Origin of the sequence: Streptomyces sp. NBC_01214, assembly GCF_026340975.1 — a bacterium.
In the GTDB taxonomy this organism is placed as follows: domain Bacteria; phylum Actinomycetota; class Actinomycetes; order Streptomycetales; family Streptomycetaceae; genus Streptomyces.
Window position 1 is genome coordinate 209,072 of the sequence record NZ_JAPEOS010000003.1, and the last position, 26,229, is coordinate 235,300.

The following is a 26,229-nucleotide window of genomic DNA, read 5'->3' on the forward strand; positions in this document are numbered from 1 at the left end:
CCCGTCTCCGGCGGAAGCCACATCTGGGCCGAGCGGACCGGGGACGGCCCCCGCTCGTCCTGCTCCACGGATCGGTCCACGACGGCCGCCTGTGGGACCGCGTCTTCGCCGCGCTGGCACGGCACCACACGGTGGTCCGCTACGACGCCAGGGGGCATGGACGCTCGACGTTTCCGACCGCGCCGTTCCGCTACGAGGACGACCTGCTGGCGGTCCTGGACCGGTTCGGCTTCCGGTCCGCGGAACTCGTCGGCCTCAGCATGGGAGGAGAAGTCGCGCTCGACTTCACCCTGGAACACCCTGAACGGGTCCGCTCGTTGACGCTGATCGCGGCGTCCGCCAGCGGACACGAGTGGCCCCGTGGCCCTGAGACGGACGCGTACGCCGCGGCGCTTCGCGGATCGGACGCACGCCGCATCGCCGATCTGGAGCTCACGGTCTGGGCGAGCCTGGGCGACCGGGCCCCGGGGTTCGACCTCATCGAACCCATGGTGCGGCAGAACGCCGGAGCCAGAGCTGCCGCCGAGAAGGGACACGCGCTCGACCCCGACGAGGACGCGGTCGGCCGGCTGGACCGGATCGGGGCGCCGACGACGATCGTCGTCGGCGATCACGACCACCCGGAGATCGGCGTCATCGCCCGGCGGCTCGCCGACGGCATCCCCGACGCACGGCTGGAGGTGGTCGCCGACAGCGACCACTACCTGCCGCTCCGGGCTCCAGGCCGACTTCTCGAACTCCTCCTCGGGCGCCCCGACGACTCGTCCGTCGACCGGCGCGACGGGCGTGCACGGGCCACGACGACTCAGCGCTTCTGCGCCCTGTAGCGCTTGAGAAGAGCGGTGATCTTCACGTGGTCGGCAGCGCCGTTCAGCTCGACCAGGAGATCATCGGGGCAGAGCTCGTAGTGGTCGCCCCACCATCGCCGCCCCTTGTTGTCCCAGATGCGGTAACCCCCGGGCACGCCCCTGGCGACGTATCGCCTCCTGCTCACGCTGCTCCCCCCTGCCGCGATGACCTCCGGCACGGTACATCGCCGGCGGGCCGTCAGTCGTTCTCGTCCGCGCCCTCGCGGACGATCACGACCGTGCTGGCGGCGTACTGTACGACCTGCTGGCTCACCGACCCCAGCAGTGCGCCCTTGAAGCCCCCGTACCCGCGCGTGCCGACCACCGTGAGGTCCGCCTCCTTCGAGGCGTCGACCAGGACCTGCGCCGGGGAGCCCTGCTCGACGCGCCGGAACACCGGTACGCCGGGCGAGGTGCCGACGGCCGCGGCGACCGTGTCCGCCAGCTTCCGGCGGGCGGCCTCCTCGGCCGTCACCGCCTCGGCGTCGGCGGTCTCGGCGGCCATCGGGCCGATGGCGAACGGATTGCGGTTCCACTCCCAGGCCATGACGGCGTGCACGCGGGCGCCCGTCGCCGCGGCCTGCGCGACCGCCCATGACAGCGCCTCCTTGGAATGGTCCGACCCGTCCACGCCGACGACGATCAGCGGCTCGATGGTGTGCTCGCTCACGGTGGGTTCCTCTCGCTTTGTCCGGAGGGTCGATCTCCTCCCTGTATACACGGGTCGACGGCTCTGACCTCGAACGACGATCGTTGCGACGGTCGACGACTTTCGAGGACAGCCCGCGACCCCCGTCCCTTGCGAGGGTGTGAGTGTCCAGGCGACCGCCGCCGGACACGAACGACATGGAGGAACGGGCGTGGCTCAGCGCAAGGGTTGTCTGATCGGGTGCGCGGTGGCGCTGGTCCTCGGCGTGGGCCTCCTCGTGGCCGTGGTCTTCGGCATGGGGAAGGTCCTCGACATGGCCGACAAGACCCTGGTCGACCCCGCGGTCTACGAAGCCGTGAAGACCGGGGACGCGGAGAGCGAGGTCCGCGGCAAGCTCCCGTCCGGCGAGAGCTTCGTCAAGAGCGCCCTCAAGGAGGGCGGACCGGTCGAGCCCGAGGGCAGCACCTGCTCCTGGTACATATCCAGCGGCGAGACCAAGCACGGCCAAGAGACCGTGCTCCGCTTCTGCTTCAAGGACGGCAAGCTCGCGGAGAAGACCCAGTACGCCATGAAGTGACCGGATCGGCCGCCGACGCGGAGGCCGACGCGGACGTAGGGCGCCGGGCGCGGGTCAGTTGACCGCGTCGGCGCCCATCGGCGTCGCCGCGACGCCCGCTTCGTTGCGGATGTCGCGAGGAGCCCGCCCCTCCCAGCGGCGCACCGCCCGGCGCAGCGCGCGCATGTCGCTGTAGCCGACCCGGGCCGCGACCGAGCGGAGCGGTAGGTCGGTGGCGCGCAGCAGTTCCATGGTGTGCTCCTGGCGCACGGCCTCGACCTCCTCGCGCCAGGTCGTGCCGTGCTCGCCCAGGCGCCGCTGGAGGGTGCGCGGGCTCATCGCCAGTCGCTGCGCCACATGCTCCAGGCTCACCGCGTCCTCCCGGAAGGCGGAGTCGAGGACCATCCGGAAGCGGTCCATCCAGAGCAGGGCCGGCTGAGCGGACGCGATCGTCAGTGCGGCCTGCTGGGCCAGGATGCGGTCCAGCCCCGGCTGCGCCTTGGGCAACGGTGCGCGCACGTCGTTGTCGTGGAAGGTGATCGAGTTGTACGCGGCGCCGAAGTCGATGCGGGTGGTCCCGAAGAACTCCGTCAGCTGTCGGAAGCGGCCGGACGCGCCGTGCGTCACGGAGACGCGCAGCGGGACGACGGGCCGGCCGGTGGCGGCCCGGGCCCGGGTCAGGAACATGCCCAGGGCGAAGAAGTCGATCGCCTCCACCACGTCGGGACCCCAACTGCCGGTCGCGTGACGGATGGTGAAGGACCGTCCGTCCTCCTCCACGAGAAGCTTCTCCTGGGCCGCGTCACCGATGACGGCGTTGTACTCCACCGCCTGCTTCAGGGTGTGCCGAAGGTCGGGACCGGTGGTCACCAGGTAGTCCCACAGGCCGAACGTACCGATCGGGGCCTCGGCGGTGATCAGCGCACCGATGGCCGTACCCGGCTCCGCGAGCGTCAGCTGTTCCCACACGGCCAGCGCCGACGCGGTCGAGACCCGGGCCAGATCGTTGTCCAGCACCACGGGTCCGAGGTCGGGCAACCGGGCCACCCTGCCCGGGCGCACACCCGAGCGGTGCAAGGCGTCGACGACGAACCGCGCGAGGTGGACGGAGACGGTGCCGTCGGTGCCAGGAGAGCGCATAGGACGGACGACGCTACCAGCGGATCGCTCGAACTGGCGTGCCGCGCGCCCTCTTTGGCGCACAGGATCCCCTGGTGGCGCGAACGTTTCGCTTCCGGCGCGCGGTGTTCCCCGGTGGCGCCGGCGGTCCCCTGGTTGGCGCCGGCGGGTCCTTATCAACGCCTCGGGGACGACCTACGGTGGCGTGGATCCCGGCATGTGGATCAAGAAGCGTGCGGCGATCCGTACGGGACCACCGAGTCGAAGGAACCGATGTGACGTTCTCCCCGGCCCACTGGCAGAGCCGCCTCGACGCACTGCGCGCCGCCCATCACGTGCCCGGCGCCACCCTCGCGGTGTTCGCCGAGGGGAAGCTCCACGAGCTGGCGAGCGGCGTCCTGCACCGTGGCACCGGGGTGGAGGCGACCACCGACTCGGTGTTCCAGCTCGGATCGATAGCGAAGCTCTACACGGCGACCCTGGTCATGCAGCTCGCCGCCGCGGGCGAACTGGACCTCGACGCGCCCGTGATCGAGGTGCTACCGGAGTTCTGCGTGGCCGACCCCGAGGCCACCAAGACGATCACCACCCGTCAACTCCTCAGCCATACCAGCGGTCTGACCTGTGACTTCACCTACGACAGCGGCCGCGGGGACGACTGCGTGGCCAAGTACGTGGCGGCCGCCCGGAACGTGGCGCTGGACTGCCCGCCCGGCACCGCGGTCTCCTACAGCAGCGTCGGCTACAACGTCCTCGGCCGCATCGTCGAGGTCCTCACCGGACGCACCTGGGACCAGGCCCTCAAGGAGCGGCTCCTCGCCCCCCTGAGCCTGACCCACACCATGACCCTGCCCGAGGAGGCACTGGCCTTCCGCACCGCGATGGGGCACCTTCCGGGCGAGGGGCCGGACCCGGAGCCCGCGCCGGCCTGGGACATGATGCCCCGTTCGGCGGGGCCGTACGGACGCGTCCTGGCCACCGCCGCGGACGTGCTCCGGCTGGCCAAACTGCACCTCGACGGCGGCTCCGCCCCGGACGGCACGCAGATCCTCGGCGCCCGGGCCGTCGCGGAGATGCAGCGCTGGGCGGTCGACGTACCGGACAAGTGGACGGTGAGCGCGGACGGCTGGGGGCTGGGCTGGTCGCTCTACGACTGGAACGGGGTCCCGGGATACGGCCACGACGGCGCCTCGATCGGCCAGTACGGCTATGTGCGCGTGGTTCCCGGCGCCGATCTCATTGCCGTCCTGCTCACCAACGGGGGCGCCTCCCGCCACCTCTACGCCGACCTGATGCGCGAACTGCTCCGCGAGCTTGCCGGGGTCCACATGCCGCCCGCCTTCGCCCCGCCCGCGCGGCCCCCGGTCGTCGACATGGTCCCGCTGGTCGGCACCTACCGCCGGGAAGGGGTGGTCATCACCGTCAGCGTGCGGCCCGACGGGGCCGCCCACCTGCTGTACGAGTTCGTCGACGGAATGCGGGACTTCTCACCGCCGCTGGAGCTGGACCTCACGCCGCTCAGCGCCACGGTCTTCGCCGCATCCGGCGCCGGACCCTCCGTCAGCGGGGACTGGATGCCCGTCGTCTTCGCCACCCTCGTGGACGGCACCCCCTGCTGCTACATCGGCATGCGCTGCGCACCCAAGGTGGCGGCCGGCTGAGGGTGCGGACCCCCGGCCGGGCGCGCCGCCCCCCAAGGCCGCCTGACGTCAGGCCGGGGTCAGGCAGAACGGGTGCCCGGCCCGGTCGGTGAGGACCCGCCACCCGCCCCGCCACCTGTCACCGTCCGGGGATCGGCGCAGTCGAGGGTGATCGCGGTGAGCCCCCTCCGAAGGGCCACCGCAACTCCTCACTTCCCCTTGAGCAGTTGGTCGACGCGGGGCACGGACAGCCCGATCAGTTGGGACACTTCCCTGAGGGTGCGCCCCTGACGCAGCTCGCCCACGGCGGCGGTGCGTATGTCCTTGACCGTCTTCGCCACGGCGGGCAACAGCTGATCGGTGAAGAGCCGCGCGGCCTGTTCCCGCGCGACGGGGGCCTCGATGTCGGCAAGGCGCGCCCGGATCGCGCTCAGGTACTCGACGGTCAAGATGCGCAGGTCATCCGGCACGTGCTGGTCGGAAGCGGTGGTGTCGGTCATGGGGACAGCGTACGCAGACGTGGTAGGAATTTAAGATGACCTTCCTGTCAGCGCGTGTCGCGCCGGGCGGAGATGTGTCAAGTGGGCGCCCTGTGCCGGTGGTTCGGGGCGCCGCATACCGGCGTGGCGGTCAAGTACCCCGGGCGGGGCTTCCGTTGCGAGGAGTGGGTCGAGGGGCGATCGTCCGCCCGCAGTCATCACACACCAGGAGCGCCAGCATGATCCTCGAACTCGCCGTGATCTACACGACCCGGCTCGACGCCTGCCGCGACTTCTACCGGGGCATCGGGCTCGACCTCGTGCGCGAGCGGCACGGCGGCGGGCCGGAACACTACGCGGCGACGCTCGCCGACGGCGGCGTCCTGGAGCTCTACCCGGCCACGGTCCGCCCGGAGACCGGGTACCTGCGCCTCGGCCTCACCGCCCCACCGAAGGGTGCCGGGTTCCTGCCGCCGGGCCGGCACATGCTGACCGACCCTGACGGCCGTACGGTCGTCCTCACCGTCGGGGAGGTCGGCTCGGGCCGGGTCCCGCCGGCTGCGCGCACCGGCGAGCGGCCCCGTCCGGCCGGCGCCCCCTCCCGTGCGTCGAACGGCAGCCCCGTACCTCCCGAGGGCCGTACGGGCGTCACGTACACCGAGATAGCCGAGCACTACGGCATGAGCGCCCGCTACCTGTCGGAGAATCCCCGGTGGGGACGGCACCCCGGGTGGCCGCCCGCCATCGGCAAGCGCGGCAGGACCATCGAGTTCGACCCGGAAGCCATCGCCCGGTTCTTCGGCGAGCACCACACCCGGGAGGCCACCGAGCTCGAACCGTCCCGCCACTACACCGTCGTCGAGATCGCCGAGGCGTCCGGCCTGCAGCCCGACAGCATCCGGTCGGACATCAGCCGCGGCCGGTGGCCCGCTCCGGACGAGATGGACGGCGACCGGAAGCTGTGGCGGGGCGAGACCGTCGCCACGCACCTGGCCGGCCGCCGCATCTACCGCAACAAACCCAAGTGACTACGGGACGGCGGTGGCGAGGCGGAGGTCGGCCAGCGGCAGGGCGATCCGTGCGGCGGCGCCGGCCGGCAGCCGGGCGGCCCGCGCGTCGATTCAGGCGAGTGCGCGGGCCTGCTCGTCCGCGTCGCACAGCGCGAGGTGGAACAGCAGCTGTCGCCAGGCGCACGCGGTGCTCTTCGCGGTGGCCGCCGGGCCGGTCGCGGCGGTGAACGCGCCCCGGGCCGCGCCCTCCCAGCCGCCCCGCGGGACGACGCCCGCGTGCACGACCAGGGTGGCGAGGTTGGTGGTGGTGAGGATCCGGGCCTGCTCGATGACCGCCGGGTCGCGCACCAACGGCTGCTCCGGGCGCCCGGCCCGCTCGGCGCACAACCGGGCGAAGCCGTACCGGTCCCGGGCGTCCGCCAGCTCCTGCACCGCCGCGTAGTCGATGCCGTGGTAGCGCTCGTACACCGTGCCGCGCAGCAGCCCGGCGGCGGTCCGCGCGGCCGTGAGGACGGCGGGGGTGGCCATCCCGCTGTACGCGTCGGCCAGCGGCTCCGCGGCGAACGGCACGGGCAGCTCGGCGAGTTGCGCGAGCTGGGACAGCACCCGTACGTGCAGATGGGGCAGTTCGGTGCCCGGGAAGGCCCGCACGCAGGCCTCGCCGAGCATCCGCAGGGTCGAACGGGCCTGCTCCACCGGGTCGGCGGCCCAGGGGGCGACCGCGCGGACCCAGGGCAGCCCAGTGATCCGGGCATGGTGTTCCGGGGACCACCACAGTGGGTACCGGCGACCGCGCCGGGCCCGGTAGGTCGCCGCGATCAGCGTGCGCAGCGACGCGTCGGCGTATCCCCGGGCGGTGTGCGTGGCGATCAGCTGTTCCGCCACCTCGCCCAGCACCTCCGCGGAGGGGATCAGTCCGTGTTCCAGCAGCGTGTCCAGGGGTGCGCTGCGGGCCGCGGTGACGGCAGTGCGCACCGACGCCGGGACGACCGTCCCGGCGGGCAGCCCGCACTCCTCGGCCTCCTCGGCGGTCACCGGGCCGATCAGCGGTCCGACGTCCTCCAGCCCCCGGCTCACGTCGAGCGGGGCGAGGCGGCGCAGGACGAGGGCGGCCAGGGCGTGGTGCGCGGGCCGGTCCGCCTGCCGGGCCTGGGCCCGGCGCAGCCGGGCGTGTTCGGCGGAACCGGGCCGTCCGCGTTTGGCGACCATTGAGGCGACGGCATGGCGCAGCAGTCCGGCGAGGCGGGGCGACAGCTCGCGCCCGGCGACCCGCTCCTCCAAGGCGCGGCGCAGGACGGCCGGATTGGACTTGGGGTCGAGGTGCTTGGTGCACCGGGTGTGCGTGGCCGCCAGCCGCCGGTACCGCGCCAGCAGGGCGGCGCCCTCGCCGGCGTCGTCCCCGGCGTCCTGCCCGCTGCACTGCCCGCTGCTCTGCCCGGCGCCGTTCGCGGCGTCCGCGCCGGCGCGCAGCCAGTGGTCGAGCAGCTCGTCCTCGAACGGCCGCCAGACGGTCAGCGCTTCGTGCTGCGCCTCGATGCCGGGACGCGGCGCGCGGCGCGCGAGCGCCCCGGCGACCTCGCCGACGGTACGCACGTGCACGGCGTCCGCGTCCGGTACGGGCCGCTCCGCGGGGTGCGGTGCGAACCGCACCTCGCCGGCGAAGGGGCGCAACTCTTCGACGAGGGCGGCCGCCGCGCCGGTCTCCCCGGCACGCACCAGCCACGCGACAAAGAGCAGCGCGGCCTCCTCCGGCGCGTGCACCTCGTAGCGCCCGCTGTCGAGCATCGACCACAGCCGGGCGAGGCCCTCGTCGGTGAGGTAGTGGTCGAAGAGGCCGGCGGTGGAGAGCCCCGGAGCGGGGAGTCCTGGGGCCGGGAGCTGTTTTCCGGTGTTCTTGTCCATGGCCGGCGTGGCAGGTCCTGCCCCTGCGCCCTCCGACTGTGCAGGTCGGTGCTCTGGCTCCTGAGCTACACGCCGTTCGAGGCGAAATCTAGACGTACGCCCGACGCCCGCACAACCCGGGGCCGGCTATAGCGGTTTCGCGACCTACGGGTAAAGCGCATTAGTGGAGACCCGACATGAACCATCGATAAGAGGTCAAGCTGTGACGCACAAGCGGCTTCGTTATCGAATCGATACCATCTCCAACCGTCTTTGAACTAAAGCGCATTAGTCCAGCTAGGGGCGGTGCCGATCGAGGCCTCCGAGAGGTGTCCGCCGCGGTCGTGCCATTCGGCACCAATGCGTCACCGGCCAGCCGTCCTCCTGCCTCATTGACGAGGTCTTGCTTTCGGACGACCGTGGGCACCGCCTCCGGCGATGAGGCCGGACTTCTGAAAAGGCGGCGACGATGACCCGTTCGAACCCGACCCGTATCGCTTTAGCCCTGCTGGCCACGGGAGCCCTCCTGACGACCGCCGCGTGCGGCCTGAGCGGCGGCGCCGCCGACGCGAAGGAGGCACGGCGGACGGGCAAGGTGGCCGGTGAGATCACCTTCCGGACCCTCCAGCTGAAGCCCACCTTCACGGCCTACGTCCAGGGGGTCATCGACGCCTTCGAAAAGCAGTACCCCGACGTCAAGGTCACCTGGGAGGACGTCCCCGGCGACGGCTACAACGAGAAGCTCGTCGCGGACGCCCAGGCCGGAGCCCTCCCCGACGTGGTCAACCTCTCCACCGACTCCTTCCAGCTCCTCGGCGACCGGGGCATGCTCGCGGACGTCGCCGCCCTCGACGGTGCGTCGGCCAAGGAGTACGTGCCGGGAGCCTGGGAGCAGTTCAAGCTGCCCGGCAAGGGCGACAGCGTGTACGCCTACCCCTGGTACGTGACCCCGGAGATCCTCACCTACAACAGAGAGCTCTTCGAGAAGGCCGGTCTGGATCCGGCCGCGCCGCCGACCAGTGTGGAGCAGTTCTTCGACTACGCCGAGCGGATCGCCGCCTCCTCGGGCGGCCAGTACGCGGCCTTCATGGCCGACCCCAAGGGCCGACTGCCCGGCGACTGGCAGAAGATGGGCGTCCCGATCCTCAGTGCGGAGCAGGACCGCTTCGCCTTCGACACCGACCAGGCCGTCCGGTGGGTGGAGCGGATGAAGGACCTCTACGCCAAGGGCGCCATGCCCAAGGAGTCCCTCCTCAAGTCGGACGACATCAACCAGCTCTACGGCGGGGGCAAGCTCGTCTTCGGGCCGGGATCCCCGGGCTTCGTCAAGGACATCAAGCAGAACGCCCCGCAGATCTACGCCAAGACCCAGGTCGCCGGGGCCGTCACCGGCACGCTCGGCCACATCGGCATCTACGCCCAGTCGCTCGGCATCAGGAAGGACACCCGGCACGTGGACGCGGCGGCCGAGTTCGCCAAGTGGGTCACCAACGGCCCCAACCAGGTGGAGTTCTCCAGGAAGGCCACCATCTACCCGTCCAACGCCCGCGGCCTCGCCGACCCGTTCTTCTCCGACCAGGGCGACGGCAAGGACGCGGAGACCCTCGCCCGCGCGGTCGGCGCCGACCAGCTGAGGACCGCCGCGCTCGACGCCAACACCCCCGTCCAGTGGACCAACCAGGTCGGTGACGCCGTCGTGCGCGAGGTGCAGAAGGCCATCAAGGGCGAACAGGACCCCCGGACCGCCGTGCGGAAGGCGCAGGAGGCGGCGAACAAGCTCCTCGCCGCCGCGGCCACGAAGTGACCGGCGGCGGCGCCGCTGCCGGCGGGCCGCGGGGCGTCGGTACGGTGGACGAACGACGTCGCGGTACGCACGAAAGGCGTCGCGGTACACACGAACGGCGTCGCGCTACGACGCGCGAACGGCGGCGCGCCCTGCGGGCCATGGAGACCGAGACCGGACTGCCCCACCGCAGCTGGTGGACCCCCTACCTGTTCCTCGCACCCGGCCTCGCGATGGTGGCGCTGTTCAGCCTCTGGCCGTTCGTCAACACCGTCGTCCTCTCCCTCACCGACGCCCAGATCCTGCGCGGCGGCAACTTCGTCGGCCTCGACAACTACCGGCGCGCCTTCGCCGACCCCGACTTCTGGGTCGCGACCGGCAACAGCGTGCTGTACCTCGTGGTCGTCGTCCCCTGCCTGGTCCTCCTGCCGCTGGCCCTCGCGGTCCTCGTACAAGCGAAGGTCCCCGGCATCGGCTTCTTCCGCTCCGCCTTCTACACCCCGGTGATCGCCTCCGCCGTGGTCGTCGGCCTGATCTGGCAGTGGGTGCTGCGCAGCGACGGTCTCGTCAACACCGTCTTCCAGCGGCTGCACCTCGTCTCCGAGCCGATCCCGTTCCTGACCGACTCCGCGATGCTGCTGGTCTCCGCGATGATCGTGACGGTGTGGAAGGGCCTCGGCTACTACATGGTCTTCTACCTCGCGGCCCTCGGGAACGTCTCCGCCACCCTCCACGAGGCGGCAGCGATCGACGGCGCCGGCCCCGTCCGCCGCTTCTTCAGCATCACCGTTCCCCAGGTGAAGCCGATGATGCTGCTGGTCGGCACCCTCTCCGCCATTTCGGCACTGCGCGTGTTCACCGAGATCTACATCCTCGGCGGCGAGAGCGGCGGCCCCGGAGGCGGCGCCCGCACCCTGCCCTTCCTGATCCGGCAGGTCGGCCTCGGCTTCTCCGGCGAGACCGGCTACGCCTGCGCCATCTCCATCCTGCTGTTCCTCCTGACCCTGGTCTTCAGCCTGCTGGGCCGCCGCCTGTCGAAGGGGGACGAGAGATGAACGCACCGCCCTCCTCCGGGAGCGGGCAGCGGCCCCGGCGCACCGCCGCCGCCCGCAGGCGCCACCGGATCGGCCTGGCCGGGCGGTACGCCACGCTGGTGCTGATGCTCGTGATCATGCTGGGCCCGATCGCCTGGCAGTTCCTGACCTCGATACGCGGCCGCACCGAGAACGTGTACGACGGCGTACTGCCGGCGCAACCCACCCTCGACAACTACGTCCGGGTCGCCGAATCCTTCCCGCTGCTCCAGTACGTCGGCAACACCCTCACCGTCGCCGCCCTCGCGATCACCTCGAACATGCTCTTCGCGGCGATGGGCGGCTACGCCCTCTCCCGGGCCGGCTGGAAGGGCCGGCAGGTCGTCTTCACCGTACTGGTGGCGACCCTGATGTTCCCCTTCGAGTCCGTGATGATCTCGATGTTCCTCACCGTCCGCGAGATGGGCCTGGTCGACACCCTCATAGGCGTCTGGCTGCCCGGCGCGGTCTCCGTGCTCAACGTCATGATCATGCGGGCGGCCTTCCTCGCCGTGCCCCGCGAGGTCGAGGAAGCCGCGGTCCTGGACGGGGCGGGCGAATGGACCCGCTTCACCCGGGTCTTCCTCCCCGCCGCCAAGGGCGCCCTCGCCGTCGTCTGCATCACCAGCTTCATGGGCGCCTGGGACGACTTCCTGTGGCCCCTGCTGGTCCTCACGAACAGCGACCACTACACCCTCCAGCTCGGCCTGAAGTCCCTGGCCGGCGCCACCACCGTCAACGACCAGCGGCTCGTCGCCGCGGGCGCGATGGCCGCGCTCGTCCCGATGATGCTGCTCTTCTTCGCCCTCCAGCGTTTCTTCTTCAAGGGCGTGGGCGAGGGAGCCGTCAAGACCTGAGCCGCTACGCCCCGCCCGCCACGCCCCGCCCGCCACGCCACGTCCTGCCCCGCCCGCCCGCCACGCCCGCCCCGCCCCGAGCCGGCCCGCTCGCCGTCCGTACCGACACGTCCGTACCGACCCAACCCTCCCTGGAGCAGCAGTCATGCATGACGACCGCAGCATCACCGAACACCGCCTCCGCCGGGTCCTCAAGGAGCGCGTCAAGCCCGCCGTCCGCTCCCGCGCGGTCCCGCTGACCGTCGAGCGCTGGGAGGCCCCCGGCGAGCCCGTCCCCGTCGCCGAAGGACTCGCGGCGCACTACGAGCCCTGCGCGATCGGCGACCCGTGGGGTCCGGCCTGGGGCACCACCTGGTTCAAGGTCACCGGTACGGTCCCCGCGGACTGGGCCGGCCGCACCGTGGAAGCCGTCCTCGACCTCGGCTTCGACCGGATGATGCCCGGGTTCCAGTGCGAGGGCCTGGTCCACCGGGCCGACGGCGGCGAGGTCAAGGCCCTCAACCCGTACAACGACTGGGTGCGCGTGGCCGACCGGGCCGAGGGCGGCGAGCACGTCGAGTGGTACGTCGAGGCCGCCTCCAACCCGGTCCTGGTCGACCACGCGGCCACATACGAGGGGGACCTGCCGACCAGCGGCGACCAGCCCCTGTACCGGCTCGCCCGGATGGAGCTCACCGTCTTCGAGACGGAGGTCTGGGAACTGGTCCAGGACCTGGAGGTGCTCTACGACCTGATGACGCAGCTCGACACCGCGGACGCCCGCCGGCACGAGGTCCTGCGGGCCCTCGGCGCGGCGCTGGACGCCCTCGACCTCGGCGACGTGCCCGGCACGGCCGCCGCCGCCCGCGGATGCCTGGCCCGGGTGCTCGCCGCCCCGGCCAACGCCTCCGCGCACCGGATCAGCGCGGTCGGTCACGCCCACATCGACTCCGCGTGGCTGTGGCCGCTGCGCGAGACCGTCCGCAAGGTCGCGCGCACGGCCTCCAACATGGTCAACCTGATGGACCAGCACCCCGAGTTCGTCTTCGCGATGTCGCAGGCGCAGCAGCTCGACTGGATCAAGACGTACCGGCCCGAGCTCTTCGAGCGGGTCAAGAAGAAGATCGCGGACGGGCAGTTCGTACCGGTCGGCGGCATGTGGGTGGAGTCCGACACCAACATGGTCGGCGGCGAGGCCATGGCCCGCCAGTTCCTCTACGGCAAGAAGTTCTTCCTCGACGAGTTCGGCATCGAGACGCAGAACGTCTGGCTCCCCGACTCCTTCGGCTACACCGCCGCGATGCCGCAGATCGTGAGGCTCTCCGGCTCCCAGTGGTTCCTGACCCAGAAGATCTCTTGGTCCCAGGTCAACCGGTTCCCGCACCACACCTTCTGGTGGGAGGGCATCGACGGCACCCGCGTCTTCACCCACTTCCCGCCCGTCGACACCTACAACAGCGACCTCGGCGGCGCCCAACTGGCCCACGCCGCTCGCAACTACCGGGAGAAGGGCCACGGTTCGCGCTCGCTCGTCCCCTTCGGTTGGGGCGACGGCGGTGGCGGCCCCACCCGCGAACACCTCGCCCGTGCCCGCCGCCAACGGGACCTCGAAGGCTCCCCGAGGGTCCGGATCGAGCGCCCGGACGCTTTCTTCGAGCGGGCCCGCGCCGAGTACGAGGACGCGCCCGTCTGGGCCGGTGAGCTCTATCTGGAGCTGCACCGAGGCACCTACACCTCCCAGGCCAAGACCAAGCAGGGCAACCGGCGCAGCGAGTCCCTGCTGCGCGAGGCCGAGCTGTGGACGGCGACGGCCGCGGTGCGGGTCGCGGGGTACGCGTACCCGTACGAGGACCTGGAGCGGATCTGGAAGACGGTGCTGCTCCACCAGTTCCACGACATCCTGCCGGGCTCGTCCATCGCCTGGGTGCACCGCGAGGCGCGCGAGACGTACGCGGCGGTGCGCGAGGAGCTCCAGGGGATCACCCTCGCCGCCCAACAGGCGTTGGCCGGTCAGGGCGCCGAGCAGCTCGTCTTCAACTGCGCCCCGCACACCCGCCGTGGGGTTCCGGCCGGTGGGGCCGGCCGCCCGACCGAGGCGGGGGAGCCGGTCACGGTGGAGGAACGGCACGGCGGCGGGCACATCCTGGCCAACGGCCGGCTGCTGGTGGAGATCGACGGCCGTGGCCTGATCGTCTCCGTCTACGACCTCGAGGCGCGCCGGGAGACGGTCGCCCCGGGCACGGCGGCGAACCTGCTCCAGATCCACCCCGACTTCCCGAACATGTGGGACGCCTGGGACATCGACGCGTTCTACCGCAACCGGGTCACCGACCTCGTGGAGCTGGACCGGCTGGAGGTCACCGGGAGCGGCCCGCGGTCGGCGACCGTACGCGTGACCCGCTCCTTCGGCCGGTCGGGGGCGGTCCAGCAGATCACCCTGCGGGCCGGGGCCAAGACGGTCGACCTCGTGACGGAGGTGGACTGGCACGAGACGGAGAAGTTCCTCAAGGCCGCCTTCCCGCTGGACGTGAAGGCCGAACGGACCGCATCCGAGACCCAGTTCGGGCACGTGTACCGGGCCACCCACACCAACACTTCTTGGGAGGCGGCCAAGTTCGAGATCTGCGCCCACCGTTGGATCCACGCGGAGGAGCCCGGCTGGGGAGTGGCGCTGCTCAACGATTCCACGTACGGGCACGACGTGACCCGGGACGTACGGGCCGACGGCGGCCAGACCACCACGGTCCGGCTCTCCCTGCTGCGCGCCCCGCGCTACCCCGACCCGGAGACCGACCAGGGCTCCCACACCCTGGGCTTCTCGCTCGCGCCCGGCGCCGGGATCGGGGACGCGGTCCGCGAGGGCCACGCGCTGAACCTGCCCGAGCGGGTGGTCTGCGGCGCGGGACCGGTCGCCCCGCTGGTCGCCGTCGACGAGGACGCGGTGGTGGTCGAGGCGGTCAAGCTGGCCGAGGACCGCAGCGGTGATGTGGTCGTCCGCCTCTACGAGTCCCGTGGCGGTCGCGCCCGGGCCACCCTCACGGCGGGCTTCCCGATCACGGACGCGGTGGAGAGCGACCTGCTCGAACGTCCGCTCGCGGGGTCGGCGGTGGGCGTCCCCACCCCGGAGGGCCGCATCCCGCTCACCCTGCGCCCGTTCCAGATCGTCACGGTCCGCCTGCACCGCGCCTGACCGTCGCGGCCGTGGTCCCCGGCCCGGCCGTCAGGGTCGGGGTCCGCTCTCCAGTGCGCTCCGCAGCTCGGCCAGGTGCTCGGTGTCCTCCGGGAGGTCCAGTAGATCGAGGACGGCGAGTGCCCGGACGGGATCGAGGTCGCCGTACACGTCGTGGTGGCTGTGCAGGATGCCCCGGAAGACTGCCTCGTGCAGGGCCGGCACCCGGGTCGCCGCCCGGTAGACCGGCGCCTTGACCTGCCAGGGCACCGGCCCGGAGGCTTCCAGCACGCGCCGGCCGCGGCGCAGCAGGGGCTCCGGGGCGTCCGGCCACAGCTGCGTGATGTCCCTGCCGAGGACCTCGGTGAAGGCCGTCTCCGCGGTGTCGCGGTCCTCGAACCAGTCGACCCAGAGGGAGTAGACGATCGCTTCGCAGTCAGCCGGGGCAGCCAGCCGGGTGCGGTAGCCGTTCCAGAGCGCGCAGGCCGTGTCCGGATCCGAGGCGCCCTGGACGGCGAAGCCGATCTCGACGGTCACCCAGTACTCGTCGAGGAGGTCCACGAGGCCGAAGCCGAGCCGCAGCCGGCGCTCCGTGCCGAGGGAGTCGTCCCCGACGGCCGCCGCGGCCCACTGGTGGGCGACCCCGCTCGAGGTGAGCCGGCCCCCTTCGGACTCCCCGTCCGTCCAGGAGTCCTCGCCGGTCCGGACCACGCCGCGTTCGGCCAGCCAGAGTTCGGCCGATTCGCCGTCGGGCGGACAGTCGAGGAACTCCACGACCGCCCGGACGAACTCCTGCGGCGCGGCCGCGTGGACGAGGTGCCCCACGGGGATCGTGGTCAGCCGCGCGTCGGGTATCCGGCCGGCCAGTGCCGCGAGGCGTTCCTGCAGGACGTGGCTCGTGGGGCCGCCGGCCAGTACCAGGGTCGGTGCGGTGATCCGGCGGAACGCGTCCCACTCGTCGGGCGTGGGCCGGAGCCGCTCCTCCGGGGCCAGGAAGCAGTCCGTGTCCACGGTTTCGGGCCGCATCTGCCGGCTGCGGCGGGGGATGACCGCGACCTCCTCCAGGACCAGCCGGGCCACCCGCCAGGGCTGGGCCTGTGCGACGAAGTAGGCCGCCTCCCCGCCCGTCGCGCGGCCGGCAAGGTCCACCCGCTCGAGGCCGAGGGCGTCCAGGAAGGCGAGCAGCTTCTCGCACGTCCGCTCCGAGGACGGGTACGCCGTCTTCTCCCCGCCGCGGCTGCTCATGTCCGGGACGTACACGCGACGCTTGCGCGCGAGCGCGTCGCGCAGCGGGGCCCAGTCGCCCTGCGCGGGCAGCAGCACCACGGGGTCGCCGTCCTCGGGGCCCGACACCTCGTACTCCAGGGCGAGGCCGTTCACGATCAAGGAGCGGTGTTCGATCATCCGGCCGACGCTACCGGCCCCGGCCGCCCGCCGGGCGCGGCCCGGTTCGCGCCGGCGGCGTGAGCTCCGCCACAGGTGGGGGAGGGTCGGCCCAGTGGGCCCCGGGGTGGTGGGGCGCGACCCGGGCACCTGGTTATGCACTTAGTTGCAAAACCTGCCTCCCCTCGCTAGAACAGGTTCATCACCCCCGCGCGAGGAGGCGCCCCTCATGAGTTCCCAGAGCCGGTACCCGCACCTGCTGAGCCCCCTGGACCTCGGTTTCACCACCCTGCCGAACCGCGTGATCATGGGGTCGATGCACACCGGCCTCGAAGAGCACGAGGGCGGCTTCGAGCGGCTCGCCGCCTTCTACGCCGAGCGCGCCCGCGGCGGCGCCGGCCTGATCGTCACCGGCGGCATCTCGCCGAACGACGCCGGCCGCCCCTTCGAGGGGGGCTCGCGCCTCACCACCGAGGACGAGGCCGCCGAGCACCGGGTGATCACCGAGGCCGTGCACGCCGAGGGCGGGAAGATCGCGATGCAGATCCTCCACTTCGGCCGCTACGCCTACCACAAGGACCTGGTCGCCCCCAGCGCCATCCAGGCCCCCATCAGCCCCTTCGTCCCGAACGAGCTCACCGACGTCGAGGTCGAGCGCACCGTCGAGGACTTCGTCCGCGCCGCCCGCCTCGCCAAGCTCGCGGGTTACGACGGCGTCGAGATCATGGGCTCCGAGGGCTACCTGGTCAACGAGTTCATCGCCGCCGCCACCAACAAGCGCACCGACCGCTGGGGCGGCGCGTACGAGAACCGCGTCCGCTTCCCGCTGGAGATCGTCCGGCGCACCCGCGCGGCCGTCGGCGAGGACTTCATCCTCATCTACCGCCTCTCCATGCTCGACCTGATCCCCGGCGGCTCCACCCTCGACGAGGTCGTCCACCTCGCCAAGGAGATCGAGGCGGCCGGCGCCACCATCATCAACACGGGCATCGGCTGGCACGAGGCCCGCATCCCCACCATCGCCACCTCCGTCCCGCGCGGCGCCTACACCTGGGTCACCAAGCGGCTGATGGGCGCGGTGAGCGTCCCCCTCGTCACGAGCAACCGCATCAACACCCCGGAGATCGCCGAGGAGCTGCTCGCCGACGGCCGCGCCGACCTGGTCTCCCTGGCCCGCCCCTTCCTGGCCGACGCCGACTTCGTCGCCAAGGCCGCGGCCGGCCGCTCCGAGACCATCAACACCTGCATCGGCTGCAACCAGGCGTGCCTCGACCACACCTTCAGCGGCAAGATCACCAGCTGCCTGGTCAACCCGCGCGCCTGCCACGAGACCGAGCTCGTGCTGTCCCCGACGCGGACCAAGAAGCGCGTCGCCGTCGTCGGCGCCGGTCCCGCCGGCCTCGCCTGCTCGGTCTCCGCCGCCGGCCGCGGCCACGCCGTCACCCTCTTCGAGGCCTCCGGCCACATCGGCGGCCAGCTTGACGTCGCCCGCCGCATCCCGGGCAAGGAGGAGTTCGAGGAGACCATCCGCTACTTCGGCACCCAGCTCGTGGAGTCCGGCGTCGAGGTCCGCCTGAACACCCGCGCCGACGTGGAGACCCTCCAGGGCTACGACGAGGTCGTCGTCGCCACCGGCGTCACCCCGCGCACCCCCGACATCGAGGGCGTCGACCACGCCAGCGTCGTCAGCTACCTCGACGTGCTGCGGGACGGAGCACCCGTCGGCGAGCGCGTCGCCGTCGTCGGCGCCGGCGGCATCGGCTTCGACGTCGCCGAGTTCCTCACCGACAGCGGCGAGGGCGCCGCCCAGGACCCCGACGTCTACTTCCGCCACTGGGGCGTGGACACCACGTACGCCGGCCCCGGCGGGCTCACCGCCCCCGAGCGCCCCGCGACGCCGCGTCAGGTCCACCTCCTCCAGCGCAAGGCCACCAAGGTCGGTGCGGGGCTGGGCACCACCACCGGGTGGATCCACCGCGCGGAGCTCAAGCACCGGGGCGTCGTCTCGGTCGCGGGGGCCACGTACGACCGCATCGACGACCAGGGCCTGCACATCACCGTCGGCGGCGAACAGCACCTCGTGCCCGCCGACACGGTGGTCCTGTGCACGGGCCAGGAGCCGCGCCGCGACCTGTACGAGGCCCTGCGCGCGGCAGGTGTCGAGGCCCACCTGATCGGCGGCGCCGACGTGGCGGCCGAGCTCGACGCCAAGCGGGCCATCCGACAGGGCACGGAACTGGCCGCCGGCCTCTGACCCGAATCCGACAGGGGATTGTGGCGGTCCGGCCGGGCCGCCACAATCTCCCGGTGACGATCTCACCGGCAGACGCAGACAAGATCCTTTCCGACCACTTCGCCCCCTGGGTGCTCGCCCTCGGACTGACCGTCCAGGAGACCGGCGAGCGGCACGCCGTGCTGCGCCTGCCCTGGTCGGACGAGCTGGCCCGGGACGGCGGCGGCCTCTCGGGCCAGGCCATGATGGCGGCCGCCGACACGGCCACCGTCATCGCGATCTCCGCCGCCCGCGGCACCTACGGGCCGATGACCACCGTCCAGCAGTCCACCAGCTTCCAGCGGCCGGTGGTCGGGGCCGACGTGCTGATCCACGTACGGGTGACCAAGCTCGGCAAGCGGATGGCCTTCGCCGACATCACCTTGACCCCGGAGGGCGCCGAGGACCCGGCGGCCACGGCCTCCACGGTGTACGCCCTGCTCGGATAGGGGAGTCGGGGCGAAAACGCGTTGGCGGGCGGCGGACCGGCCCGCCTACGCTCGCCCCATCGGCCGACCATGAAGGCGGCCGACGGGCACGGGGGAGCGGGACCATCGCAGCGGAATCCAAAACCTACGATGCGCTGCCGCCGCTGCGGCGGAACAAGGACTTCACCGTCTTCTGGCTCGGCCAGGCGCTGTCCGTGCTCGGCGGGTCCGTCTCGATGCTCGCGCTTCCGCTGCTCGTCCTCGACGCCACCGGATCCATCGTTCAGATGGGCCTGGTCACGGTCGTCTCCGCCACCACCGCCATCGGCACGGGGATCTTCGCCGGGTACGTGGTGGACCGCGTGGACCGCCGCAGGCTCATGATCGTCTGTGATCTGGTGCGGGCCGTGCTGTTCGGCGCGGTACCGCTCGTCTGGTGGGTCGCCGGGCCGCAGATCTGGCTGTTGTACGTGCTGACCGCACTCGCCGCCGTACTGAGGACGCTCTTCGACGTCGCGTACGTGACGGCCATCCCCAACCTGGTGCGCACGCAGGACCTCACGGCCGCCAACGGACGGCTGATGGGCACCTTCGCCCTCGGGAGCCTGCTCGGGCCGGTGGTGGCCGGCTTCCTGACGGCCGGAGCGGGCGCGGACTGGGCACTGGCCCTGGACGGGGCGACCTTCCTGGTGTCCGCCGCGAGCCTGGGGTGGGTCAGGTTCACCGCGCGCCCGGCCGGGGACGGCGCGGACCGGGCCCGGGGCACGTCGGAGACCGATTCCGGGGCCGGGATGTTCCGCGAGATGTTCGTGGTCGGCTTCCGCTTCCTGTGGAGCCACCCGCTGCTGCGCCCGCTCACCGTAGGGCTCACCCTGCTGACCTTCGTCACCATGGGCGCCACCGACCTGCTGATCTACCGGGTCCAGCACGACCTCGGCCAGGACGCGGCCACCCTCGGCTACGTGATCGCCGTCAGTGGGGCCGGGTCCGTCGCCGCGGCCCTGAGCGCGGGGCGACTGCGCCGGTACTTCGGCTTCGGCACCTGCTGGCTCGCCTCGGTCGGGATGATCGCCGTCGGGGTGACGGTGACGGGCGTCAGCCGCAGCGTGCCGGTGATCGCCGCGCTGGCCGCCGTCGTCATGTTCGGGATGACCCTGGGCGGCATCTGCAGCATGACCCTGCGTCAGGAGGTGACCCCGGACCACCTGCTCGGCCGGGTCACGTCCGCCTTCTGGACCGTGCACAACGCCTCGGGCCCGGTGGGCGCGGCCGTGCTCACCCTGTTGGCCGCCCGTCACGGGGTCCCTGCGGTCAGCCTGGCGGGCGGTGCGCTGTGCCTGCTGATCCTCGGCGGCGGGCTGCTGACCCCGCTGCGCGGCAGCCGCGCGGGCGCGGCCGTGGCCGGGCCCGCCACCCCGGACCAGGAGCCGGCCGCGGGGCCGTCGGCGCGCGCGTAACGTGCCCGTCTGCGATCGTGGACCACAGGTAGCCGTACCGAGGAGCCCACATGTCCGGACAGTTCGAGGCGAGTGTCGAGATCGACCGACCGGTGGAGGCGGTGTTCGCCTATCTTGCCGACGGGCGGCACGACCCCGAGTTCAGCCCGCGCGTCCAGGAGATCACCAAGACACCGGACGGCCCCACGGCCCTCGACACGGTCTTCCGGAGCACGGTCAAGGACGCCGGGATGAAGACCGACCGCGAGTTCCGCATCGTCGGTCTGGAACCGCCGCACCTGATCCGCTGGACGGAGCAGAGCCGCAACCTCATCACGGCGGAGGGCGGCTACGACCTCGAATCCCTGCCCGGCGACCGCACCCGCGTCCGCATCTTCAACACCCTCGAAGGCCACGGCCTCGGCAAGCTGCTCGTCGGCTTCGCGGCCGGCGCGGCCCGCAAGGACGCCCCCGACTTCGGCCGCCGCATCAAGGCGGCCGCGGAGGCGTTCCTCCCCGCCTAGGCCATCGGCTGGTGACGGGGAAGGGGAAACCGGCTGCGGAACCCGCCCCGGGCCGAGGCCCCGGTCAGGTTCCGCAGGTCGATGCGCGGTGCTCCGGGCGGTGTCAGAACCGTCCGGGGGCGGACGGGAACGGCAGCGGCTTCGCGGGCGCCACCGATCCGCGCCGCTCGGCAGCGGCCGGCGGGTTCTGGCACGTCACGTCCTGGGCGGGCAGCTCGCCCGTGACCAGGTAGGCGTTCACCAGGTCGTTGGCGCAGGAAGTCGGGTCGGAGAGGTACACGCCGTGGCCCTCACCGCCCGCCGCCAGCACCATCCGCGAGCCCTTGAGGGCCTTGTGCAGGCCCTGGCCGCTCACCAGCGGGGTCTGGGAGTCCCACTCGTTCTGCACCGTCAGCACGTTGGCCTTCTTGTGCATCGGCGTGGCCGCCTCGACCGGCCGGTCCCAGAAGGCGCACGGCATGATGTTGGACGCGAAGTCCCCGTACAGCGGGTACCTGGCCTTGTCCCTCGCCGCGTCCCGCTCGTACTGCTCGGTGTAGCGGGGCCAGCTGCCGGTGTCCCCGCACGCCACGGCCCAAAACACGGCGGTGCCGTTGTCCGAGGCGGGCTCGGCCGCCGCGCCGCCGGCCAGCATCCGCTTGAGGTCCGTCGCGGTCGTGCCCCGGGGCAGCGGCTTGCCCTCGGCCGCGGCCTTCAGGGCCACGACCATCGGGGTGGCCTGCGCCGGGTAGAAGAACACCCCGCGCGAGGAGCGGATCATGTCCCCGTTGACCTTCGTGCCCTCGAACTCGAACGGCTCCTTGTCGGCGCGCGCCACCAGTCCCCAAAACGTGTCGGACACGGCCTTCGGGGTGTCGCCCAGCCCGTACTCCGCCGACCGCTGCGCCGCCCACTGCGTCCACCGCGCGAAGGCGGGCTCGGCCTCGGTGGCCCAGACCTGGATCATGCCGCGCCAGATCCGCTGTGGGTCCACGCCGCTGTCGAGCACGAAGCGGTCCGTGCGGTCCGGGAACATCTGCGAGTACACCGCGCCGAGGTAGGTCCCGTACGAGTAGCCCAGGTAGGAGAGCTTGCGCTCGCCGAGGGCCGCACGGATCGTGTCCATGTCCCGGGCCGTGTTGCGGGTGGTGATGTACGGAAGCACCGAACCGGCCTTCTCGCGGCACTTGTCGGCGACGGTGCGCGCCCAGGTCACGTCGGAGCCGAAGGTCTCCGGACGGTAGGCGCGGTTGAAGTCCTGCTCGGTGTCGGTCAGTCCGCAGGTGATCGGGCTGCTGGCGCCCACCCCGCGCGGGTCGAAGCCGATGAGGTCGTAGCGCTCCCGTACGTCCTTCGGCATCGCCTCGCCCAGCAGCAGCGGCAGGTCGAGGCCCGTACCGCCCGGGCCACCGGGGTTCAGCAGCATGGCGCCGTGCCGCTTGGCCGGGTTCTCGCTCTTCACCCGGGATATGGCGAGGTCGATCGTGCGCCCGTCGGGACGCCGGTAGTCGAGCGGGACCTTGAGCGTCGCGCATTCGTACGAGGCCGGCTGCTCGGGGCTGCAGCGGTGCCAGGCGGGTTTCTGTCGAAGGTGGTCCGCGGCCGGGGCGGCGGAGGCCTGGGTCGCGGACAGCAGGGGAACGGTGGTCGCGACGAGTCCGGCGGCGGCGAGCAGCGGTGCGAAGCGTTTCAGGCGCACTGAGCCGATCCTTTCGGTGAAGTCTCTTACGCCTCCACCTTGTTGTAGCCGGCGCCCGGCCGAATCACCCCGAAGTGTCGTGCCGTGTGCTCCTCACGAACGAGCCGACAACAGGACACGTGGCCGACACGCCGAAGTCGGCCCCCGGTTGGTCGTGTACCGGGGGCCGACGTGTGCGCGGTTCGGGAGCGGCCTCAGCGGCCGCCGCCCTGGCCGCCGTCGTGTCCGCCTTCGTGTGTTTCGCCGGGCTGCGCACCGGGTGTAGCACCGGTCGTCCCGCCGGGCGCCGCGTCAGGCGAGGCGCCGGGCGTCGCGCCGTGTGCGCCACCGTGCGTGTCACCGGTCTCCAGGGAGCCGCCGAGACGTCCGCGCAAAGTGGTCAGGGCTTCCTCGGTCGGCGCGGTGACGACCCATCGGTCGCCGACCAGGTAGAGGCCGCCGTACATCTGGGCCTCGGTCAGCCAGGAGCGAAGTCCCTGCTCAGCGGTGAAGGTGACCATGCGGTAGACGACTTGACCGGCCTGGCACCCGCCTTGGCGCAACTCCGCGACCTCCACGTTCACTTCGGCGGTACAGCCGATAGCCGTGGCGATCTGTTCGAGGGAGGTCCCGGGTGCCGCCGCCGCGGTCGCCGGGGCCTCGGCCGAGGTGTGCTGGGCCGCCGCCTTCGAGGAACAACCCCCGCACAGCAGCGCGGTGACGCACACCGCCGCGACGGCCGTGAGCGACGTGCGGATCCGCCGGATCCGGCGGGTGCGGCAGTCGGTGGACGGCATGGTGACCTCTCTGGCTGATCGGGGAGGGTCCGTGGCGCCCGGGCGGGGAGGTACCCGGGCACCACGCGTTCCAGGGGCGGATCGGCGGGTGGCCGACAGGGGCTAGCCGACGACCTTCGCTTTCTTGCCCTTGTCGGTGATGGCGAACCAGAGGCCCTTGTTGTTGTGCCCGGTGGTGTCGCCCGGTTCCTTGTCACCGGTGAAGGTGTAAACAGGCCAGCAGTCGATCGTCAATTGCTCGCTACCGTCGGGCCGCTTCACCTTTCCAATCAATTCAGGGGCGATTCCGTTTACCTTGTCCTTGTCGACCGGCTTGGCCGGCTTCCAGGTGTCCGTGCAGGCGTCCACGCAGCCGATCTTCATCGGCCAGGCGCTGTCCTTGTCGAACCGGTAGAGCGTCTTGCCCTCCCCGTCCTCGACGAGGGTTCCGAGCTGGGGGTTCTGTACGGCGGTGAGCTCGCCGCCCTTCGCCGCGGCGGCCGGCTTCTCTTCCTTCTTCTCTTCCTTCTCTTCCTTCTCCGCCCCGGCCCCCTCGCCCTTGCTGGCGCCGGCCGGCTTTCCGCCCGGGCCCAGTACGTGCCAGGTGCCGCCGACCCCCTCGCCGAACGCGTCGCCCGCCTTGGCGTCCTTGGAGTAGCGGTACACGGGCCACCCGGCGAGCGTGAGCTGCTTGGTGCCGTCGGCCCGGGCGACGGAGCCGAGGAGCGCCGCGTCGATTCCCGCGCTGACCGAGGCGTCGTCGGCGGACACCGCGGGCCAGGCCGCGGCGCAGTCCCCCTCGCAGTTGGACTTGGGCGGCTTCGGGGTGTCCTTGTCGAACCGGTAGAGCGTGAAGCCCTCGCTGTCGGTGACCCCGGGGCCCAGGCCCGCGATCTCGTTCACCTTCAGCTGTCCGGCCGAGCCGGTCTTGCCGGCCGCACCCGCCGGGGCCGCTCCCGAACCGCTTCCGTAGGGGTCGCCGTAACCGGAGCCGGCTCCGGCTCCGACCTGTTTGCTGTCACCCACCGGCTGGACCGCAGGTGCCTTCCCCCCGTAATTGTCGGAGCTTCCGCATGCAGCGGTTGTCATCATCAGTACCGCGACCGCTGACCCGGCGAATATCTCACGACGCTTTATCTTCACGATCTCTCCTTCAGGTTCGGTTCCGCGTTTCCTTGCCCCCGGTAATTGATACGGGGCCGGGAGCGGTGGAAGCGAATATCCCGGGGAATTTGTCAGATCGCGCCAACATTGAACCCGGGGCATTGGTTCAGTCCTGGATGCGCAGCGCGAGGGCCGGGCAGCGCCGCACCGCGCGCAGCGCCTTCTGCCGCTGCGCGCGGGGTACGGCCATGGACGCCTCCGCGGGGAAGCCGTCCAGGTCCAGGCGGACCACGTCGGGCAGGACGTCCACGCACAGCCCGTGGCCCCTGCAGAGGGTCCAGTCGACCAGGAGCCGCTCCGGGCTCTCGTCGTCTTCGAACAGCGGAAGGGCGCCCAGCACCCGTCTACCGCAGCCGCTGCCGAGCGCGTGGTCGCGGAACTCGTCCGGGAAGGTCTTGAGCGCCGAGGCGACGAAGTTCGAGGTGCCGTCCGGATGGCTGCACGCGCCGCGTTTGAGCACCGCCTTCATCCGGAGCTCCAGCATCTCCAGGGCGGGTTTGCCCCCGCCCCGGATGGCTTCGTCCAGTACGTCGGCGATGGCGGGCAGCCCGCGTACGCAGGGCCCGCACTGGCCGGCCGACTCCTTGGCCAGCCAACGGGTCACGCGTGCCACTTCGCCGGCCGGGCAGGTGTCCATGGGCAGCGGCATCACCGCCCCCGCCCCCAGCCGCGCGCCGAGCCGGTCGAGGGACTCGCGTGATATCTCGGCCGCACGTGCGTTCGCCGGAGTGAGCCATTTGCCGTGAAAGCCGCCGACCAGGACGCCCTGGCCCGGATCGGTGCCGCACAGTTCCAGGATGTAGGAGAGCGCGGCCCCGCTCGGCGTCTCGACGACCGTGTTGCCCGCGACCGTCAGCATGATGGTGCCCGGCTCGCTGGGCAGGCCGGTCGCACGGAAGTCCAGCGCGCCGAGCCGGGCGGCGACGGCCAGCTGGGCGAACGTCTCGGTGTTGGAGAACAGGGTGGGCACGCCGTTCAGGCCCCGGTCGCTGGTGCGCACCTTCTGGCCGGAGGGCAGCGTCGGCCCGCCGTTGAGGCCGTTCACGTGCGCCGTGCTCTCGCCGGTCACGAAGCGTTCGGGGAGCAGCTTGATCTGCACCCGGCGTCCTGCCGGGCCGCGTTCCGCGACGGCCTCCCGCAGTGACTGCTCCACGTCCCTTCGGGTGACGCCCACCACGACGTCCTCGGAGTTCAGCGCGGCGGCGGCCAGCAGGGCCCCGTCGAGCACCAGATGGGGGGTGTGCAGCAGCAGCGCGGTGTCCTTGAGGCAACTCGGCTCGCCCTCACTGCCGTTGACGACGACGGCGGTCTGTCCGTCCCCGGCGCGGGCCGACCGCATCACGGAGCGCAGTTTCTTGGCGAACGGGAAGCCCGCGCCGCCGCGCCCGCGGAGGTCGATGTTCTCGGCGAGGTCGACGAGTTCCTCCGGCCGGTAGCGGGGCATTTGGCCGTGTGTCGTCAGATGGGCCACGCGGTCGAGCCGCGCGGCCTGGTCGAGCCCGGCCAGCAGCCGGGGAGCGCCCACGCAGCCGAGGCTGGGGCGCGG

Annotated in this window: 22 protein-coding genes and 1 tRNA gene; 12 read left to right on the top strand and 11 right to left on the bottom strand. The window is 71.8% G+C overall.

Features of this window, described 5'->3' with window-relative positions; genetic code table 11:
- Positions 1–59: 59 nt before the first annotated feature.
- Positions 60–827: an alpha/beta fold hydrolase gene (locus OG594_RS37315; protein WP_266608764.1), complete on the top strand. Its 768-nt coding sequence runs from the start codon at positions 60–62 to the stop codon at positions 825–827.
- Here OG594_RS37315 and OG594_RS37320 read toward each other — a convergent pair.
- Together OG594_RS37320 and OG594_RS37325 are read right to left on the bottom strand one after the other, a co-directional pair.
- Positions 806–994, bottom strand: a complete 189-nt coding sequence (locus OG594_RS37320; protein ID WP_266606833.1) for a hypothetical protein — start codon at positions 992–994, stop codon at positions 806–808. The two genes, OG594_RS37315 and OG594_RS37320, sit on opposite strands and share 22 nt — an antisense overlap.
- A 53-nt stretch (positions 995–1,047) precedes the next feature.
- The gene (locus OG594_RS37325) at positions 1,048–1,518 is read right to left on the bottom strand and encodes a universal stress protein (RefSeq protein ID WP_266606834.1); all 471 of its coding nucleotides are present in this window, start codon (positions 1,516–1,518) and stop codon (positions 1,048–1,050) included.
- A gap of 190 nt (positions 1,519–1,708) precedes the next feature.
- On the opposite strand from OG594_RS37325, the gene OG594_RS37330 reads away from it, so the two are divergent.
- Positions 1,709–2,074 carry a hypothetical protein gene (locus tag OG594_RS37330; protein WP_266606835.1) on the top strand — a complete coding sequence of 122 codons (366 nt, stop codon included), beginning with the start codon at positions 1,709–1,711 and terminating at the stop codon, positions 2,072–2,074.
- A 54-nt stretch (positions 2,075–2,128) separates the two neighbouring features.
- Here the strand turns inward: OG594_RS37330 and OG594_RS37335 are convergent, their stop codons facing one another.
- A complete protein-coding gene (locus tag OG594_RS37335) occupies positions 2,129–3,193 on the bottom strand; it encodes an AraC family transcriptional regulator (protein WP_266606836.1) in 1,065 nt (354 codons plus the stop codon).
- Positions 3,194–3,447: 254 nt separating this feature from the next.
- Here OG594_RS37335 and OG594_RS37340 point away from each other — a divergent pair, with 254 nt between their 5' ends.
- On the top strand, positions 3,448–4,833 hold the full coding sequence (locus OG594_RS37340; RefSeq protein WP_266606837.1) for a serine hydrolase: 1,386 nt from the start codon (positions 3,448–3,450) through the stop codon (positions 4,831–4,833).
- A gap of 188 nt (positions 4,834–5,021) precedes the next feature.
- Here the strand turns inward: OG594_RS37340 and OG594_RS37345 are convergent, their stop codons facing one another.
- Positions 5,022–5,312: a hypothetical protein gene (locus OG594_RS37345; RefSeq protein ID WP_266606838.1), complete on the bottom strand. Its 291-nt coding sequence runs from the start codon at positions 5,310–5,312 to the stop codon at positions 5,022–5,024.
- A 218-nt stretch (positions 5,313–5,530) separates the two neighbouring features.
- On the opposite strand from OG594_RS37345, the gene OG594_RS47205 reads away from it, so the two are divergent.
- Positions 5,531–6,319, top strand: a complete 789-nt coding sequence (locus OG594_RS47205; RefSeq protein ID WP_323185417.1) for a hypothetical protein — start codon at positions 5,531–5,533, stop codon at positions 6,317–6,319.
- A 93-nt stretch (positions 6,320–6,412) separates the two neighbouring features.
- Here OG594_RS47205 and OG594_RS37355 read toward each other — a convergent pair whose 3' ends face one another.
- A complete protein-coding gene (locus OG594_RS37355; RefSeq protein WP_266606839.1) occupies positions 6,413–8,203 on the bottom strand; it encodes a hypothetical protein in 1,791 nt (596 codons plus the stop codon).
- A tRNA-Cys gene (locus OG594_RS37360) sits at positions 8,203–8,278 on the bottom strand. The genes OG594_RS37355 and OG594_RS37360 overlap by 1 nt, the downstream gene beginning before the upstream one ends.
- A gap of 373 nt (positions 8,279–8,651) precedes the next feature.
- On the opposite strand from OG594_RS37360, the gene OG594_RS37365 reads away from it, so the two are divergent.
- The 4 genes from OG594_RS37365 (at position 8,652) to OG594_RS37380 (ending at position 15,064) form a co-directional block, all read left to right on the top strand.
- Positions 8,652–9,986 carry a sugar ABC transporter substrate-binding protein gene (locus OG594_RS37365; RefSeq protein ID WP_266606840.1) on the top strand — a complete coding sequence of 445 codons (1,335 nt, stop codon included), beginning with the start codon at positions 8,652–8,654 and terminating at the stop codon, positions 9,984–9,986.
- Positions 9,987–10,126: 140 nt separating this feature from the next.
- Positions 10,127–11,020 (top strand): carbohydrate ABC transporter permease, encoded by an 894-nt coding sequence (locus OG594_RS37370; RefSeq protein ID WP_266606841.1) that lies wholly within the window; start codon positions 10,127–10,129, stop codon positions 11,018–11,020.
- Positions 11,017–11,895 (top strand): carbohydrate ABC transporter permease, encoded by an 879-nt coding sequence (locus OG594_RS37375; RefSeq protein ID WP_266606842.1) that lies wholly within the window; start codon positions 11,017–11,019, stop codon positions 11,893–11,895. The genes OG594_RS37370 and OG594_RS37375 overlap by 4 nt, the downstream gene beginning before the upstream one ends.
- A gap of 145 nt (positions 11,896–12,040) precedes the next feature.
- Entirely contained in the window at positions 12,041–15,064 is a 3,024-nt protein-coding gene (locus OG594_RS37380) for a glycoside hydrolase family 38 C-terminal domain-containing protein (protein ID WP_266606843.1), read from the top strand.
- A gap of 30 nt (positions 15,065–15,094) precedes the next feature.
- Here OG594_RS37380 and OG594_RS37385 read toward each other — a convergent pair whose 3' ends face one another.
- A complete protein-coding gene (locus tag OG594_RS37385; protein WP_266606844.1) occupies positions 15,095–16,447 on the bottom strand; it encodes a hypothetical protein in 1,353 nt (450 codons plus the stop codon).
- A 208-nt stretch (positions 16,448–16,655) separates the two neighbouring features.
- Here OG594_RS37385 and OG594_RS37390 point away from each other — a divergent pair, with 208 nt between their 5' ends.
- From OG594_RS37390 to OG594_RS37405, 4 genes are all read left to right on the top strand, one after another.
- Positions 16,656–18,680 carry an NADPH-dependent 2,4-dienoyl-CoA reductase gene (locus tag OG594_RS37390; protein ID WP_266606845.1) on the top strand — a complete coding sequence of 675 codons (2,025 nt, stop codon included), beginning with the start codon at positions 16,656–16,658 and terminating at the stop codon, positions 18,678–18,680.
- Positions 18,681–18,733: 53 nt separating this feature from the next.
- Positions 18,734–19,147 (top strand): PaaI family thioesterase, encoded by a 414-nt coding sequence (locus OG594_RS37395; RefSeq protein WP_266606846.1) that lies wholly within the window; start codon positions 18,734–18,736, stop codon positions 19,145–19,147.
- A gap of 143 nt (positions 19,148–19,290) precedes the next feature.
- Positions 19,291–20,583 carry an MFS transporter gene (locus OG594_RS37400; RefSeq protein ID WP_266608765.1) on the top strand — a complete coding sequence of 431 codons (1,293 nt, stop codon included), beginning with the start codon at positions 19,291–19,293 and terminating at the stop codon, positions 20,581–20,583.
- 50 nt (positions 20,584–20,633) lie between these two features.
- Positions 20,634–21,086, top strand: a complete 453-nt coding sequence (locus OG594_RS37405) for an SRPBCC family protein (protein WP_266606847.1) — start codon at positions 20,634–20,636, stop codon at positions 21,084–21,086.
- A 103-nt stretch (positions 21,087–21,189) separates the two neighbouring features.
- On the opposite strand, the gene OG594_RS37410 is transcribed toward OG594_RS37405, so the two are convergent.
- The 4 genes from OG594_RS37410 to OG594_RS37425 all read right to left on the bottom strand — a co-directional run bounded on the left by OG594_RS37410 (position 21,190) and on the right by OG594_RS37425 (position 26,208).
- Entirely contained in the window at positions 21,190–22,764 is a 1,575-nt protein-coding gene (locus OG594_RS37410; protein WP_266606848.1) for an alpha/beta hydrolase, read from the bottom strand.
- A 194-nt stretch (positions 22,765–22,958) separates the two neighbouring features.
- A complete protein-coding gene (locus OG594_RS37415; protein WP_266606849.1) occupies positions 22,959–23,540 on the bottom strand; it encodes a hypothetical protein in 582 nt (193 codons plus the stop codon).
- 102 nt (positions 23,541–23,642) lie between these two features.
- Entirely contained in the window at positions 23,643–24,662 is a 1,020-nt protein-coding gene (locus OG594_RS37420; RefSeq protein ID WP_266606850.1) for an SCO0930 family lipoprotein, read from the bottom strand.
- A 127-nt stretch (positions 24,663–24,789) separates the two neighbouring features.
- The gene (locus OG594_RS37425; protein ID WP_266606851.1) at positions 24,790–26,208 is read right to left on the bottom strand and encodes an NADH-quinone oxidoreductase subunit NuoF family protein; all 1,419 of its coding nucleotides are present in this window, start codon (positions 26,206–26,208) and stop codon (positions 24,790–24,792) included.
- Positions 26,209–26,229: the final 21 nt, after the last annotated feature.

Coding starts and splice junctions, on each gene's coding strand:
- OG594_RS37335 (WP_266606836.1), bottom strand. CDS start 3,193: ATGCGCTCTCCTGGCACCGACGGCACCGTCTCCGTCCACCTCGCGCGG.
- OG594_RS37345 (WP_266606838.1), bottom strand. CDS start 5,312: ATGACCGACACCACCGCTTCCGACCAGCACGTGCCGGATGACCTGCGC.
- OG594_RS47205 (WP_323185417.1), top strand. CDS start 5,531: ATGATCCTCGAACTCGCCGTGATCTACACGACCCGGCTCGACGCCTGC.
- OG594_RS37355 (WP_266606839.1), bottom strand. CDS start 8,203: ATGGACAAGAACACCGGAAAACAGCTCCCGGCCCCAGGACTCCCCGCT.
- OG594_RS37365 (WP_266606840.1), top strand. CDS start 8,652: ATGACCCGTTCGAACCCGACCCGTATCGCTTTAGCCCTGCTGGCCACG.
- OG594_RS37370 (WP_266606841.1), top strand. CDS start 10,127: ATGGAGACCGAGACCGGACTGCCCCACCGCAGCTGGTGGACCCCCTAC.
- OG594_RS37375 (WP_266606842.1), top strand. CDS start 11,017: ATGAACGCACCGCCCTCCTCCGGGAGCGGGCAGCGGCCCCGGCGCACC.
- OG594_RS37380 (WP_266606843.1), top strand. CDS start 12,041: ATGCATGACGACCGCAGCATCACCGAACACCGCCTCCGCCGGGTCCTC.
- OG594_RS37385 (WP_266606844.1), bottom strand. CDS start 16,447: ATGATCGAACACCGCTCCTTGATCGTGAACGGCCTCGCCCTGGAGTAC.
- OG594_RS37390 (WP_266606845.1), top strand. CDS start 16,656: ATGAGTTCCCAGAGCCGGTACCCGCACCTGCTGAGCCCCCTGGACCTC.
- OG594_RS37405 (WP_266606847.1), top strand. CDS start 20,634: ATGTCCGGACAGTTCGAGGCGAGTGTCGAGATCGACCGACCGGTGGAG.
- OG594_RS37415 (WP_266606849.1), bottom strand. CDS start 23,540: ATGCCGTCCACCGACTGCCGCACCCGCCGGATCCGGCGGATCCGCACG.